Origin of the sequence: Clostridium sp. HBUAS56010 (assembly GCF_007115105.1) — a bacterium.
Taxonomy (GTDB): domain Bacteria; phylum Bacillota; class Clostridia; order Lachnospirales; family Lachnospiraceae; genus Lacrimispora.
This window is the reverse complement of sequence record NZ_SULJ01000002.1, coordinates 98782-114097: the sequence shown is the minus strand read 5'-3', so window position 1 is coordinate 114097 and position 15316 is coordinate 98782. Positions and strand designations below refer to the sequence as shown.

15 protein-coding genes and 1 pseudogene are annotated in these 15316 nt (G+C 41.7%); 11 read left to right on the top strand and 5 right to left on the bottom strand.

The features are described 5' to 3' along the window. The first annotated feature begins 8 nt into the window (after nucleotides 1-8). On the top strand, nucleotides 9-1298 hold the full coding sequence (locus tag FAY33_RS05130) for an aminotransferase class I/II-fold pyridoxal phosphate-dependent enzyme (RefSeq protein WP_143319706.1): 1290 nt from the start codon (nucleotides 9-11) through the stop codon (nucleotides 1296-1298). 66 nt (nucleotides 1299-1364) lie between these two features. Here the strand turns inward: FAY33_RS05130 and FAY33_RS05125 are convergent, their stop codons facing one another. The 4 genes from FAY33_RS05125 to FAY33_RS05110 all read right to left on the bottom strand — a co-directional run bounded on the left by FAY33_RS05125 (nucleotide 1365) and on the right by FAY33_RS05110 (nucleotide 4649). Continuing rightward, on the bottom strand, nucleotides 1365-2243 hold the full coding sequence (locus tag FAY33_RS05125) for a LysR family transcriptional regulator (RefSeq protein WP_143319705.1): 879 nt from the start codon (nucleotides 2241-2243) through the stop codon (nucleotides 1365-1367). A 99-nt stretch (nucleotides 2244-2342) separates the two neighbouring features. Continuing rightward, the gene (locus tag FAY33_RS05120) at nucleotides 2343-2891 is read right to left on the bottom strand and encodes a GNAT family N-acetyltransferase (RefSeq protein ID WP_143319704.1); all 549 of its coding nucleotides are present in this window, start codon (nucleotides 2889-2891) and stop codon (nucleotides 2343-2345) included. Nucleotides 2892-2962: 71 nt separating this feature from the next. Continuing rightward, complete coding sequence (locus tag FAY33_RS05115; protein ID WP_143319703.1) at nucleotides 2963-4159, bottom strand: NADP-dependent isocitrate dehydrogenase; 1197 nt, start codon at nucleotides 4157-4159, stop codon at nucleotides 2963-2965. 70 nt (nucleotides 4160-4229) lie between these two features. Next, nucleotides 4230-4649 (bottom strand): metal-dependent transcriptional regulator, encoded by a 420-nt coding sequence (locus FAY33_RS05110; protein ID WP_143319702.1) that lies wholly within the window; start codon nucleotides 4647-4649, stop codon nucleotides 4230-4232. 161 nt (nucleotides 4650-4810) lie between these two features. On the opposite strand from FAY33_RS05110, the gene FAY33_RS05105 reads away from it, so the two are divergent. From FAY33_RS05105 to FAY33_RS05060, 10 genes and pseudogenes are all read left to right on the top strand, one after another. After that, the gene (locus tag FAY33_RS05105) at nucleotides 4811-5125 is read left to right on the top strand and encodes a FeoA family protein (protein WP_143319701.1); all 315 of its coding nucleotides are present in this window, start codon (nucleotides 4811-4813) and stop codon (nucleotides 5123-5125) included. After that, nucleotides 5116-6423: a ferrous iron transporter B gene (locus tag FAY33_RS05100; protein ID WP_143319700.1), complete on the top strand. Its 1308-nt coding sequence runs from the start codon at nucleotides 5116-5118 to the stop codon at nucleotides 6421-6423. Before FAY33_RS05105 ends, FAY33_RS05100 begins: the two co-directional genes overlap by 10 nt. 145 nt (nucleotides 6424-6568) lie before the next feature. Then, nucleotides 6569-7861 (top strand): cytochrome c biogenesis protein/redoxin, encoded by a 1293-nt coding sequence (locus FAY33_RS05095; RefSeq protein WP_143319699.1) that lies wholly within the window; start codon nucleotides 6569-6571, stop codon nucleotides 7859-7861. Nucleotides 7862-7865: 4 nt separating this feature from the next. After that, nucleotides 7866-9389 (top strand): VanW family protein, encoded by a 1524-nt coding sequence (locus FAY33_RS05090; protein WP_243126601.1) that lies wholly within the window; start codon nucleotides 7866-7868, stop codon nucleotides 9387-9389. Between the two features lie 113 nt (nucleotides 9390-9502). Further along, nucleotides 9503-9646 carry a hypothetical protein gene (locus FAY33_RS19280; protein ID WP_185967498.1) on the top strand — a complete coding sequence of 48 codons (144 nt, stop codon included), beginning with the start codon at nucleotides 9503-9505 and terminating at the stop codon, nucleotides 9644-9646. Beyond that, on the top strand, nucleotides 9643-11217 hold the full coding sequence (locus FAY33_RS05085; protein ID WP_143319698.1) for a recombinase family protein: 1575 nt from the start codon (nucleotides 9643-9645) through the stop codon (nucleotides 11215-11217). Before FAY33_RS19280 ends, FAY33_RS05085 begins: the two co-directional genes overlap by 4 nt. 3 nt (nucleotides 11218-11220) lie before the next feature. Then, nucleotides 11221-12075 (top strand): annotated as a pseudogene (locus FAY33_RS05080) (nucleoside recognition domain-containing protein); the annotation flags it as partial. A gap of 187 nt (nucleotides 12076-12262) precedes the next feature. Then, on the top strand, nucleotides 12263-12931 hold the full coding sequence (locus tag FAY33_RS05075; protein WP_243126599.1) for a class I SAM-dependent methyltransferase: 669 nt from the start codon (nucleotides 12263-12265) through the stop codon (nucleotides 12929-12931). 423 nt (nucleotides 12932-13354) lie between these two features. Beyond that, nucleotides 13355-13576 (top strand): hypothetical protein, encoded by a 222-nt coding sequence (locus FAY33_RS05065; protein WP_143319695.1) that lies wholly within the window; start codon nucleotides 13355-13357, stop codon nucleotides 13574-13576. A 32-nt stretch (nucleotides 13577-13608) separates the two neighbouring features. Next, nucleotides 13609-13908, top strand: a complete 300-nt coding sequence (locus FAY33_RS05060; protein ID WP_143319694.1) for a hypothetical protein — start codon at nucleotides 13609-13611, stop codon at nucleotides 13906-13908. 229 nt (nucleotides 13909-14137) lie between these two features. Here the strand turns inward: FAY33_RS05060 and FAY33_RS05055 are convergent, their stop codons facing one another. Further along, on the bottom strand, nucleotides 14138-15295 hold the full coding sequence (locus FAY33_RS05055; protein WP_143319693.1) for an HNH endonuclease: 1158 nt from the start codon (nucleotides 15293-15295) through the stop codon (nucleotides 14138-14140). Between the last annotated feature and the right edge of the window lie 21 nt (nucleotides 15296-15316).

Below are 15316 nucleotides of genomic sequence, written 5' to 3'. Positions count from 1 at the left end.
AGGTGTCTATGAAACCGTATGTTGAGATGACAAAGGAAGAATTACAGGAGCTGAAAAAAGAACTTTCTGAACAGTATAAGGAGTTTCGGGGAAGAGATTTAAGGCTTGATATGTCAAGAGGAAAGCCTAACACAGAGCAGCTTGACATATCCATGGGTATGATGGATGTGTTAAGCAGCAGTGATGATCTGACCTGTGAGGACGGCATGGACTGCCGTAATTATGGAATTCTTGATGGGATTAAAGAGGCAAAGGAACTTGTTGCCGATATGATGGAAGTAGCGCCTGACCACATTATTATCTATGGAAATTCCAGTTTAAATGTCATGTATGATACGGTTTCCCGCTCCATGACCCATGGAGTAATGGGCAGCACTCCCTGGTGCAAGCTTGACAAGGTGAAGTTTTTATGTCCTGTGCCCGGATATGACAGACATTTTGCCATCACCGAATATTTCGGAATTGAGATGATTAATATTCCCATGACCCCTTCTGGTCCTGATATGGATCTGGTGGAGAAACTGGTGGAAAATGATGATTCCATAAAAGGAATCTGGTGCGTGCCAAAGTATTCCAACCCTTCTGGGATTTCCTATTCTGATGAGACCGTAAGACGGTTTGCCCGCCTGGAACCGGCAGCCAGTGACTTCCGTATTTACTGGGATAATGCCTATAGCATTCATCATCTATATGACCACGACCAGGACCACTTAATTGAGATTCTGGCGGAATGTAAGAGAGCAGGCAATCCGGATCTGGTATATAAGTTTGCATCTACATCCAAGGTGAGTTTTCCAGGCTCTGGAATTGCGGCCATAGCAGCCAGTCAGAATAATCTGGTGGATATTAAAAGGCAGTTAAGGATTCAGACGATTGGACACGACAAAGTAAACCAGCTTCGTCATGTGCGTTTCTTTGGAGATATTCATGGAATGATTGAGCATATGAGAAAACATGCGGACATCATCAGACCGAAGTTTGAAGCGGTCATCCACAGTCTGGAACAGGAACTGGGCGGTCCTTCTATTGGGGAATGGACCAATCCCAAAGGCGGTTATTTCATCTCCTTTGATTCCTTACCTGGCTGCGCAAAGGCGATTGTTGCAAAATGCAAAAAAGCCGGTCTGATTATGACCCCGGCAGGAGCTACTTATCCATATGGCAAAGATCCACAGGATACAAATATCCGTATTGCTCCTTCCTATCCGACTTTAAGCGATCTGCTACTGGCATTGGAACTGTTTACCCTGTGTGTGAAGTTGGTGAGCATAGATAAGATTTTATCAGAGAAAGAATAGCTTGGTTTTGATGTACCTTAAAATGGTTATAAGCTGCCATTTTAAGGTACTTTTTATATAGAATTCCTATTCGAATAAGATCAGGTTAATAAACGCCTGGAATGCTTCTGTCTGGAACTTGTCCTTTTGAAAAACCACATGGTTCATGCAGCTCAGTTCCAGGTCTTTCACTTCAATCTCAACCACATCTCCCTGCTTGATGGATTCGTCAGCGAAAATCCTTGGAACCACACCGATGCCGATATTCTCTTTCACTGCCTGCAAAATCACATCAGAATTGGTGCTGGACCAGAGTGGTTCTGCAGAAAGGTTATTAAGGGCAAGGGCATAATCAAAAGTGTCTCTTAATGTACACCCGGATTCTCTTAAAAGAAGAGGCTCTTTCATCAGTCCGTCCAGAGCAACCGGCTGGGCAGTCCTCTTTGCAAAGGGATGGCAGGGAGCGCAGATAACTGCCATGGGATAGGAAGAAAATGGAATCTTTTCTAACTTATCATCTGAGATTACCCCTTCGATCAGACCGATGTCCAGTTCATTCTTTAGGAGCTTTGCAGTAATTTCCTGTGAGTTGGAGACGGTAACCCGGGTCTGAATATCCGGGTTTGCTGCTGTAAAACGGGAGACTGCACCTGGCAGCAGGTAACTGGCAAGGGTGACACAGGACCCAATGCGCAGAGGTGCCTGGAGGTGAAGCATACCAGAATACTTCTCAAGGTCCTGATAAAGTTCTAAAAGGGGAATAACTTTTGAGAGATAGAATTTTCCGTTTTCGTTAATCACCACTCTTCTGGATACCCGGTCGAATAAGGGGGAACCAACGGTTTCTTCCAGTTCATTGATGGCGTGGGAGACAGCAGGCTGCGTCATGGACAGAGCTTTTGCCGCTCCTGTAATGCTGCCTTCCTCACACACCGTTTTAAAGATAGTAAGATGTCTTAAATTCATGATTGCGATCCTTCCATTACCAACATGACATATGATAATACTCATTATATCATTTTGATAATGAGATGAACAGATATTTTGAGAATAATGTCGAAATTTTTAAACCTTTCTCATCATTAAGTATTCAGAAGCATAGGTTCCGTCTCTGTATTTAAAACACTGTTCTCTGGTTCCGTAAGTGTAAAAACCAAACTTTTCATAAAGGGCAATAGCGCGTTCATTGGTGCATACCACCTCCAGTTCCAACTGTTCAAATCCGATTTCCCTGGCACCGCTTAAGGCGGCAGTCAGCAAATGGGAACCGATTCCAAGTCCCCAGTAATCTTTGCAGATGGAGATGCCGAAGGAAGCCCGATGGGCATACCGTTCGTGCAGTGCAATGGGATTAATCCCCACACTCCCCACCGGATTGCCTTGAATGAATGCGCAGATCATCAGATCTTGTTTGCTTTTTAAACAGTGCTGCAGAAATTGCTGTTCCTGGATTATGGTAATATCAATCTCATCAGGGTATCGGGAGAGGAAGCTGGTTTCCTCTGATGTTGTGTAAAGCATACGGAGTACAGTGGGAGCATCTTCTGGTCCCGGACTTTTTAAGATACAGGAAATACCATTTTTTAGTGTAACCGATTTTGGCTTATATTTCATACATACCTCCTAAAAGAAAAAGAAAGCGGCAGTTATGCGGCTTTCTTTTTTTCAGTGATTAACCGACTGGATTAAAGACGTTTTGCAATAGCTTTGATAAAATCTTCACTATTTAAAACAGTTGGGTTAGAAATAGTGGTAATGATTGCCAGGTCTTTGGTCATCTCACCGCCTTCAATGGTGTCGATGGTGGCTTTTTCCAGTTTGTCAGCAAATGCAGTGAGTTCCGGGTTTTTATCCAGTTCTCCACGTTTCCTTAAAGCACCGGTCCATGCAAAGATTGTGGCTACAGAGTTGGTGGAAGTCTCCTGACCTTTTAAGTGATTGTAGTAATGGCGTTGCACGGTTCCATGTGCTGCTTCGTATTCAAAGTCGCCGGAAGGAGAAACCAGCACAGAGGTCATCATGGCAAGAGAACCAAATGCGGAAGAGATCATATCACTCATTACATCGCCATCATAATTCTTACATGCCCATATGTATCCGCCTTCTGATTTCATAACCCGGGCTACTGCGTCATCAATTAAGGTGTAGAAGTAAGTGATGCCTGCTTCTTCAAATTTGTCTTTAAAATCAGCTTCAAAAATCTCCTGGAAAATGTCCTTAAAGGTGTGGTCGTATTTCTTTGAAATGGTATCCTTTGTGGAGAACCACAGATCCTGTCTGGTGTCCAGCGCATAACGGAAACAGCTTTTTGCAAAGCTTTTAATGGAATCGTTTAAGTTGTGCATACCCTGCACAATTCCGGAACCCTGAAAGTTATGGACCAGCTCTTTTGTCTCTGCTCCGTCCTCTGCAGTATAGACCAGTTCTACCTTTCCGGCCCCGGGAATCTTCATCTCGGAACCCTTATATACATCACCGTAAGCATGTCTTGCAATGGTAATGGGTTTTTTCCAGTTTTTCACACATGGTTCAATTCCTTTGACAACAATGGGAGCACGGAATACGGTTCCATCTAAGATCGCACGGATTGTGCCGTTGGGGCTTTTCCACATCTCCTTTAAATTGTATTCTTTTACACGGTCGGCATTGGGAGTTATGGTAGCACATTTGACAGCAACCTTATATTTCTTTGTGGCATTGGCGGAATCAATGGTTACCTGATCATTGGTTTCTTCCCGGTGGGCAAGACCCAGATCGTAATATTCTGTCTTTAAGTCAATGAAAGGAAGCAGGAGATTATCTTTAATCATCTGCCAGAGAATCCGGGTCATCTCATCGCCATCCATTTCAACGATGGGAGTTGTCATTTTAATCTTATCCATGTGTTTGTCCTCCTGAAATGTTCCTGTTTTGCTCTAGTATACGACATAATCAGAATTCACACAAGTCTGTCTATGCAAATTTATTCAACCATTTTTGTATATTATACACGGTTTCCGGGTCCATGAAATGCTCCACTTTTTCCACCTGTTCCAGCTCGTTGGTATTTTGATTGATATAGCAGAAAAAACGATGAAGCACGTCGTGGCGGAAAAGAAGGTATTCTCCCAGTTCAAGCCCTCCATCCGTAAGGGTGACAGCACCGTATTTTTCAAAATCCACCAGACCCTCTTTTTTTAGATTTCCAGCCATTTTTGAGGCTGATGACGGTTTTACATGGAGACATTCCGCCAGCTCTTTAATCCGTACGGTGTGTCCGTTATGATGAAGCCGGCAGATCATTTCCAGATAATCTTCCATAGAAGAAGTGATTTTTGTCTGCTCCAGAAGAGAATAGCCCTTCAGCGTGTAAAAATTATCTGTCTGAGTCATGGGAATCAGTCTCCTTTCTTTTGCGTAGTCCCTGTTTATTACTATTCTAAAAGCGATGGTTCTATGAGTGGGAGAGGGAAAAAGCTTATTTGATTTTTTTGGAACCTGATTTTTCCTTTCTGCATATGTTAGGATATGGAAACATTGCGGAGGTAATCGAGATGAAGGAAAAAATAAGCTTATCCAATTTAAAGAGAGGCCAGAAGGCAGTCATTTTAAAACTGGCGGCCTATGATGATATGAGAAGACGATTGCAGGACATCGGGCTGATTGAAGGAACTATTGTGGAATGTCTGGGGAAAAGCCCTCTTGGTGATCCAACTGCATTTTTAATAAGAGGTGCAGTTATTGCTCTTAGAAGCGAAGATGCAGGACGTGTTTTAATTCGTGTGGAGGACGAAACAGTGCTGAAGCGCCATTATGAAGAAGAAGTAGCAGCGGCGGCAGTTCCTCAGGAGGAGGAACAATGGGATTAAGCAGAGATTCGGTTGGAATTAAATCTGTAGATATGGGGCTGGAAATTAAAAAGCGAAGTGAAACGGATAAAGTCATTGCTCTGGCAGGAAATCCCAATGTGGGAAAGAGTACCGTGTTTAACCAGCTCACAGGCATGAACCAGCACACGGGAAACTGGCCGGGAAAGACGGTTGCCAATGCCCAGGGCTACTGCAGCGACGGCGGTCAGGGATATGTAATGGTTGACATTCCGGGCTGCTATTCCCTTATGGCTCATTCCACAGAAGAAGAGGTTGCCAGAGATTTTATCTGTTTTGAAAATCCAGATGCAGTGGTGGTAGTCTGTGATGCCACCTGCCTGGAACGGAATCTGAATCTGGTTTTGCAGGTATTGGAGGCCTCTCCTTATTCGGTAGTATGCGTCAATCTGATGGATGAGGCAGAAAAGAAGCAGATCACAGTTCGTCTGGATCTGTTGGAACAGCGCCTTGGAGTTCCGGTGGCAGGTACGGCTGCAAGAAGCAAAAAAGGGCTGGATCAGATTTATACCAGTCTGTCCCGCTGTCTGGAAGAGAAAGAGGAAAAAGCCTTTCGTCCCAGACTGATCAATTATCCGGAATATATTGAAAAAGCCATTGAAAAACTGATTCCCATTGCAGAACCCCTGTCTTCTGATAAAATTAATACCAGATGGCTCTGTGCCAGACTGTTGGACTCCAATGAAAATCTGATGACAGCAGTAAAAACCTATGTAGCGCCGGTTGCAGAATCCCAGGAAGTTATGGCGTGTCTGGAAGAGATCCGCAGCCAGTGGAAGGAAGAAGGCTATGACCAGGAGAGAGTCAGCGATGATATGGCAAATGTATTTATAAAAAAAGCAGAATATTTATGCAAAGATGTTGTGATTTATGAAAATCAGACGTATAACCGGAAAGACCGGAAACTGGATTGGCTTTTTACCAGTAAATCCACTGGCTTTCCCATTATGTTTCTGGTTCTTCTTGGAATTTTCTGGCTGACCATAACTGGTGCCAATTATCCCTCCCAACTGCTTAGCAAGGCATTATTTTCCGTAGAAGACTGGCTGAGCAGTGCTGCAGACTGGGCAGGAGTGCCCTCAATTCTGTCCAATCTTCTCATCCATGGGGTCTACCGGGTTCTTGCCTGGGTAGTATCGGTAATGCTTCCTCCTATGGCAATCTTTTTCCCAATGTTTACTCTTTTGGAAGACTTTGGATACCTTCCCAGAGTAGCATTTAACCTGGATCGCTGCTTTAAGAAGTGCTCTGCCTGCGGGAAGCAGGCACTGACCATGTGACAGAAGAAATTTATGCTTTTCATACTTGACACTTTTTGTCTAAAATGGTATAGTTACACCAATAAAACTGTAACTAAAATTAGTACAGAAGTTTCGGAAAAAGGATACATTTTTCAGTATTTAAAACCAAAAAGGAGGTATAGGAGTGGGTTTTTCCCTAGATATAAGTATTCCTGTTTTAACGGTGTTTTTGCAGGGGATTGTAAGTTTCTTTTCCCCTTGTGTTCTTCCGCTGATCCCTCTTTATATTGGATATTTATCCGGAGGGACCGGTGTTGCAGGAGAAGATGGACAGATCATCTATAACCGCAGAAAGGTCATTATCCACACCATTTGTTTTGTCCTTGGAATCAGCTTTACTTTCTTTTTGCTGGGGCTTGGAGTTACGGCACTTGGAAGCTTTTTCAGATCCCATCAGCTTTTATTTGCCAGAGCAGGCGGTGTGGTGATATTCTTGTTTGGCTTGTATCAACTGGGACTTTTAGGAACATCAACTTTGATTGAACGGGACAGAAGACTTCCTTTTTCCTTTGACAAGCTTGCCATGTCCCCGCTGACTGCACTTTTCATGGGATTTACATTCAGCTTTGCATGGACACCCTGCGTTGGTCCGGCACTTGCAAGTGTACTGCTCATGGCAACCTCCGCCTCATCAGGAACACTCGGATTTCTTTTGATTGGAGTGTATACACTTGGCTTTGTTCTTCCGTTTCTGTTTGTTGGATTTTTCACCACAACGGTGCTGGCATTTTTTAAAGCTCATAGGAATGTAACAAAAAATGCGGTGAAAGCCGGAGGCGCTCTTTTGATTGTAATAGGTGCCTTGATGTTTACAGGAAAGATGAATGGAATCAGCGGGTATTTATCAGTTCTTCCTTCTTCGCCTCAGGCCAGAGAGGAAGCCGGGGAGAAAGAGACAGAAAACATAACCCGGGAAGAAACAGAGACACAAAGGGAAACAGAGTCCCAAGAGGAAACCACGGAAAAGGAACCCCTTCCTGCCATTGATTTTACATTAAAAGATCAGTTTGGGAATACCCATTCTATGTCTGACTATAAAGGAAAAACAATCTTTTTAAACTTCTGGGCTACCTGGTGCCCTCCATGCCGTGCAGAGATGCCGGACATTCAGGAACTATATGAGACACAGGAGACAGACGGAGAAAACGGGGTAATCATTCTGGGAGTGGCAGCTCCTGACTATGGAGATGAAAAAGACGAACAGGGAATTAAGGATTTTCTTAAAGAGAATGGGTATGCTTATCCGGTTTTAATGGATACGAACGCAGAATTATTTGAAGCTTACGGCATCTACTCTTTTCCAACTACCTATATGATAGACCGGGAAGGCAATGTGTTCGGTTATGCAAGCGGACAGTTGACAAAAGACATGATGCACAGCATTATAGAACAAACATTAAAAGGGGAGCGTGATTGATACGATGGATAAAAACAGGATTAGAAGGCGGCGGTCCAGAAGGAGAAGAAGAAAACTGGGAATTGGTGTATTGGCTTTTTCCATCCTGTTATCTGCATGGCTGCTATACTCTAATGTATCGGCTGGCCGCCAGGCAAAATCAGCCAGCTACCAGGAAGGAAAAGGACCGGAACCAACCGGGAAGGAAGTTGATCTGACGAAGAAACTGACTTCTGCCAGAGTTGGAACCACAGATTTAACAGGTCTGACCATAGAAGAAGCAGAAGAGACCATAGAAGAACGGTATCAATGGGGGCTGGCAGCAAGTGATGGTTCGGATTTCGTCTTACTGGATAATCTTTTGGACGGTCAGATTAAGGCGATTAGAAAAAAGCTGGAGGAAACCTCCCCCGAAGAATCCCAGCAGTATGACATTGATTATGAAGCCATGCAGGCGCCATTTGCCGCAAAGGCAGAGGAACTGGCAAAAAAATGGAATCAAAGCCCGGTAGGAGCTGAATTGGAGTCCTTTGATAAAGAAGCAGGAGCATACCATTACACAAACGGGCAGAATGGGCGTACACTGAATCAGGAAAAGCTGGTTGAAGAACTGATGAAGGCAGTGAAAGCAGAGGATTTCCAGTCAGAAATAAAGGCAGAGTTTGAAGAGATACCTCCAGAACGGACCGAAGCACAGGCAAAAGAACTCTATAAGGTGATCGGAACCTTTACCACTACAACCACTGATAATAAAAATAGAAACCAGAATATCAGGCTTGCTGTGGATTCCATCAATGGAATGGTTTTAAAACCAGGACAGGAATTCTCCTTTAATAATGCCACCGGCAACCGGACAAAGGAGAAAGGTTACCAGCCTGCAGGTGCATACCGGAATGGAATTCTCATAGAAGAACCTGGCGGAGGTGTATGTCAGGTGTCCACCACCCTCTACCATGCCATTATTGAAAGTGGCTTTAAGACAACAGAACGTAATTCCCACAGCTTTGCCCCTTCTTATGTAGAAAAGGGACAAGATGCCATGGTCAGCTTTGATGGTTATGCCGGTCCGGATTTAAAATTTAAGAACACAAGTGGAAGTGCCGTTGTGGTCCGTGGGTCCCTGGAAGGCAGAACCCTTAAGATCTCCATCGTTGGAATCCCATTTTTAGAGGCTGGTGAGACTGTGACCATTCGTTCGGAAAAAGTAAGAGATCTGGCTCCGGTAGCCCCAACTTATGAAGAGAATCCCTCCGTTCCATTTGGGACGGAAAAGGTTGTAACTCAGGGAAGCACAGGATCGGTATATAAGAGCTATCGTGTCTTAAAAAAGAACGGTACCGTTATAAAGGAAGAACCGCTGCACAACAGTTCCTACAAGGGAAAGCCTGCAGTTATTCATAGAAACACAACACATAAGCCAGTGGAAACAGAGCCTGAGACAACACCAGAAACCCATTCACAGGCACCTGTGGAGACACAGCCGGCTCCGTCTGTAGATGGACCAGGTGCAGCCATGACAGTGCCTGAGGTCCCTGTTCCTCAGCCTTAATTTCATACAAAAAAAGATCTGATCAGAGACATGGTTCTCTGGCAGGTCTTTTTTTGTGAGAGGCGTATACGGTACGAGCCTTCTGGAATAAGCTTTTTCAGGAGGTGTTTCCAATGAAGACAATCAAACAGACTGCCAGGAAAAGACCACATCCGGACGAAAATGTGAAACGGATCTATGTGGGAGAAAAAACGGTTCTGGAGCTGGTGGTTGAACGGCTGAGAAAGTCCAGGGAAACCGGAGAGCCTTTTCCATGAGAAAGGAGTATCAGGCTGGTTTATATATGAGGTTATCAAAAGACGACGAAGGAGCGGGGGAAAGTGCCAGCATCAGCACCCAAAGAAAGATGCTCCGTTCCTATGCAAAAGAAAATGGGTTCCCCATTTATAGGGAATATGTGGACGATGGGTTCAGCGGAACCAATTTTGAGCGTCCTGCCTGGCAGCAGCTTATTGGGGATATTGAAGCCAAACGGATCAACCTGGTTATTACAAAGGATTTATCCCGTCTGGGAAGAGACTACATATTGACGGGGCAATTGACAGAGCTTTATTTTCCTTCTAAAAAAGTCCGCTATATTGCCATTAATGATGGATATGATTCCGACAACTCCTATAACGATATTGCACCATTTAAAAATATTATGAATGAAATGTATGCCAGAGACACTTCAAAGAAGATTCGAAGTGCATTTCAGACAAAGATACGGGAAGGGGCTTATATTGGAAATTTTGCTCCCTTTGGTTATAAGAAAGATCCCATGGATAAGAACCATCTCCTGGTGGACCCGGTGGCAGCTTCTGTGGTAATTGATATATTTAAAAAGGCACAGGAGGGTAAATCTCCCGGTCAGATCGCCGCAGATTTAAATGAAAGAGAGGTGTTTACTCCTCTGGATTATCGCTTTTTAAGACAACCGGAGCAGACTGCAGAAAGACCAGATCACCAAAGAAAATGGCGGTCCGGTACCATCTGTAAGATACTTGGAAATCCAGTGTATTTAGGTCATGTGGTCCAGGGAAAGACTTCCAAACTTTCATTTAAAAGCAACATCACCCTTTCCATTCCAAGGGCTGAGTGGGTTGTGGTAAAAAATATGCACGAACCCATTATTTCCCAGGAGGTCTTCGACCAGGTAACGAAAAGAAGCGTTCCACGAAAACGTTCCCAGACAGGGAACATGTTTCATCTGTTTTCTGGAATTGCCTTATGCCGGGATTGTGGAAGAAAAATGTCTGTAACAGGAAAACCGGGAAAAATGGAAACATACCGCTTGGTGTGCGGAGGATATAAACAATATGGGACGAGAGTGTGTACCAGTCATTCCATTGGATATTCTTTTTTATATCAGGTAATAGCCGGAGAATTAAACTCTCTTTTGACGTTTACCAGTCGGCAGAAAGAAGAAATTCGTTTATCTCTGGAACAAAAAAATGATAATAGAAGAATCTCCTCCTCAGAACGGACCGAAAAAGCATTAAGAAAAAGAGAGAGAGAACTTTTTCTTATTACCACTCAGCTTTATGAAGATAAAGTCAATGAGAGAATTTCCGAGGAACATTTTTTCCATATGCTGAAAGCTTTTGAGAAAGAAAAAAAGGACATTGAATCCAGGCTTTTGGCAGTCCAGGAAGATAAAACGCTGACAGAGGAAAAGGGGAAGGGGGATGCTCTTTTTGACTGGTTAGAGGATATTGGAAATCAGGAGAAGATCACAGCCGGATTGATGCGTCTTTTGATTGATAAGATTGAAATTGGAGAAAATCAGGAAGTATGGATTTATTTTAAAACCCTTCCGCCGGAAATAGATCAGCAATCAGAACCATAGATTTCTCTTGTCATGTGTATGGGATTTGGATGCAATGCGGCTGGTATCGTGGGCTGCCGTATTATTGATTCTCCACGAGAACGGCTGATTGCCATGATTACCAATAATTTTGTGCCATGTAATGGCAGGTTTCCAACCATGATTGCAATTATTGCCATGTTTTTTGTAGGAGGAGCTACGGGTTTATTTTCCTCTGTTTTGTCTGCGGCAATCCTTTCCGGGGTGATTGTTCTTGGAATCATTATGACACTGGTTATTTCAAAGCTATTATCCGCCACCATATTAAAGGGAATTCCTTCCTCCTTTACCCTGGAACTTCCCCCTTATCGAAGACCGCAGATCGGAAAAGTGATTGTACGTTCTATTTTCGACCGGACCTTATTTGTTCTTGGGCGGGCGATTGTGGTTGCCGCTCCTGCAGGTATGGTTATCTGGCTGATGGCTAATTTAACAATAGGGGATACTACATTGCTTTCCCTATGTTCTGGTTTTTTAGATCCGTTTGCCAGAATGATTGGCATGGATGGGGTGATTTTGCTGGCTTTCATTCTGGGATTTCCGGCAAATGAAATTGTAGTTCCTATTATGATTATGGCGTATATGGCAGAAGGAAAACTCCTGGAGATCAGTGATTTATCTGTTTTAAAGGATCTTTTGGTGAATAACGGCTGGACCTGGATTACAGCCGTCAGCACCCTGTTATTCTCCCTGATGCACTGGCCCTGTTCCACCACCTGTCTAACCATACGCAAAGAGACGCAAAGTGTGAAGTGGACAGCAGTATCCTGGCTGGTACCAACTGCAACCGGAGTGGTTGTGTGCTTTTTATTTACCACTGTTGCCAGACTTTTTCTCTGATTGAAGAACTGATTTTTCAACAATAAGCTGCGTTTTGAACATTATAGTGTCAAAAAACCATGGTACTGTGCTGCCATGGTTTTTTGTGGCTCAGGTTATGAAATTAACAGAATAGCTGGGATTGAGACAATGGCTGAACAGACGTATAATAAAAGCAGGAATGATTTTGGCAAAGGAGAAAGTACATATGAAAGCCTATGAACGTGAAACCGCTATGTGGAATAAAGTCTTCCAGGAATATGAACCTCTTGATTTGAGAGGAGTAAATTTAAAGGTAGAGCCGATGTTTGATGAAGCACTGAACCTATTTTCCAGTATGACAAAACGTGTCCTTGATTTTGGGTGCGGGGCAGGCGATATTTCTTTTCAATACCTGCAATATGAACCGGAGCATCAGGTTGTGGGAGTGGATAAAGCGGAAACTGGTATTCAATTTGCGAAAAAAACTGCCAGATTAAGTCAATATAGGAAAGCTCACTTTTTTGTTGGAGGGGAAGAATTTCTGGACCAGTTTGAGCAGAGTGAATTTGATGGAATAATTGTATCAAATGTTCTGGATGTCATGCCTCGAGAGGTATCTTGTGAGACAATGGACAAATTAAATAAAATATTAAAACCAGGCGGCTGCTGGTTCATTAAAATGAATCCTTATTATTCAAAGGAAGAACTGGATATTCTGGGTTATGAAAAGGTAGGGGAGGACCTTTATGAGGAAGAGGGGATTCTCCGGCTTCGGCAGGAGGATACAAGATACTGGAAAGAACAGTTGTCTGTATTTGGAGAGCTTCTTATTTATCTGGAATTTCAGTATCCCTGGCAGGAAGGAATGAATCGGTTGTTTGTGATTCGGAAATAGGTGGTTTTAGTTGAAGGAAATTTAGGCTAGCGTAAAGTTTTATTCGGATAATGGAAAATAAATAAAAAGAGAACACCACTTTGTGATAAAGTATTTAGCGACAAACTAATACAAAACAAAGGATTGGTGTGCTCTATAATTAATAGGATACGATATTTTGAGGAAGAATGCATCAACAGATTTGAAAAACTCGAAAATAATTTTATAAAAAACCCACTGCAAATGGCAGAGTACGTAATCAGTATGACTGCGGAGCTCCATAATCTGGGACTGCGAATGATACAGGATTCTCTAGAAGCAATGAATTAAACTGAATTAAAATGGACTAAATGTTTATTCGTACCAATAGGTTTTCTGTGTTATGATGGAAGTAACGGTTAGCTACTAAAAAATTAAGCATTATTGAGTATGGAGTAAAGTGAAATGGATGCTGATAGAAAAAAAGTCACATGGAGACATTTGTATTCACACATATATAAATCACAAATTTGGATATTTTGGAAGTACAAAGATTTTAATGAGAAGAATTTATTAGGTAAAAATCAAGCAAGAATTATTAAGCAGGATTTTGATAATAAAAAAGATTTTAAAGAAATTGAGTTTAAAAAAAATATAGTGACATTTTTACGATGTCATGTAATGTAGACTTTACTGTAAAAGATTCGAGTAATATGCATATGTTAAAAAACTTTTTGTTAATGCCTTGTACGGGTGGATTAAATAATGCAAAAGGTCAAAAACGATTCACAGATTTTTTGAGAATTTTGGATCAATATTTTACAGATAAGAAAATAGAGCCATTGTTTAGAAGCATGGGGCGCAAATATAAAGATGAAAAGAGACAAGAAGAAATGACAGAAAGAAAGCGACAATGTTTAATTGATTATTTTGAATTATTTGATGGTATATATGATTACTGTAAAAAAAATATGTTTAATTGGAAATACAGAGTTTATAGATGCAATGATTGGAGATAATATAGACACTGAAAAATATTGCAAGTTAATGAATGAATATTGGAAAATTAATTCCGGTAGAAGAACAGAAATGGATGAAAATTGATATTAATAATATCACGGCAGCACAAGATAAAAATGATTGTTTTCCAGCTATAATGGACTATTAAATTGAAGTCGCTCTAGGGGGCGGTGTTGTTGATATCCAAAAGCAGAGGAAGCCATTTTCCCCTGCTTTTTTGTGCTGTATTTAACTTTCGTTTTCCTTGTATTTTTGATAGTGAATCTTCATATAGTTTTTCATTCGGTCATTAAGAGAAAGATTAAATCTATCAGGAATACGCAATGAGGTTTTTTGCGCGACGCTAATGGAATCTGATATGCAGATATTCCCTGTCTTAGGATTGAAGGAAATGAGATGCCGGTCAAAAAGAGCATCATGATTAGCGCAAAGCAGTAATCCATTTGCAGCATCTATTCGTTCTTCACGTGAGGATTCAGACCATTCTTTTATATGACTTGCACGTAATACGGATGTGGTTGTAACATCGCATAATAGACATTGATGGCGTTCCAAAAGTAGTAATCTACGAAAAGCTCCTTGTGAGATACGTGTTTTAATAAGTTTAGGAATATCCGTTCCAGCAGTAGGGCTATTGATTAATGAGTTTTGTAACATAGACAAATCAACTTCATCATACATAAGATCCTGTGATATTTCATTGAACTGGATTTGTTTTGCGTTTTCTCTATTATAAAAAGGGTTATCAACAGTGACATTTACATTTTGATAGCCATGAGTGTTGGTGATTGAATATAAAATGTCACATAGTTCGAAAGGAATTATAATGGCCAGATAATGAAAATAATCATATTTCAATAAAACTAAAGCGTCGTCTTGAAAGGCCAAATGATGAAATTTGGTAAATATCTCATCTGAATCAGGGATGTTAATCTGAATCTGATCGCCTGTGTGTCCGTATTTTTTGTATGCAGAACTATATATTTTTTTGTTCCATCCAGACAAATGAGGAGGTATAGAAACAGAAGAACGGACAAAGCAGGTGTTTCCATCTGTATCAAAGGACTTTTGTGCAATGTCTATATCGTTAAGGTATTTATAATTTGTTTCAAATAAGTCAATAGCTATGTTCTGAATAGAAGTAGTTTCGTCATTTAAAGATTCAAAGAAAAACAACATACTTTGCCGGCCTGTAATATCAAGATGAGTCTGGTTTACAGTGGAAACAGTAGCTCCTGCGTTTATTCTGCGTTTGTCTTTTATGATATTCTGATTCGACAATTTCTTTACAAATATAGCTTGAAATTCATCTGGATTTACTGGATTATCACTTATATTCAAGCTTCTAAGATAATTATTTAGTTCGTCAATTATTTGTGCGTACATATAAAACCCCTTTCTTGTAAT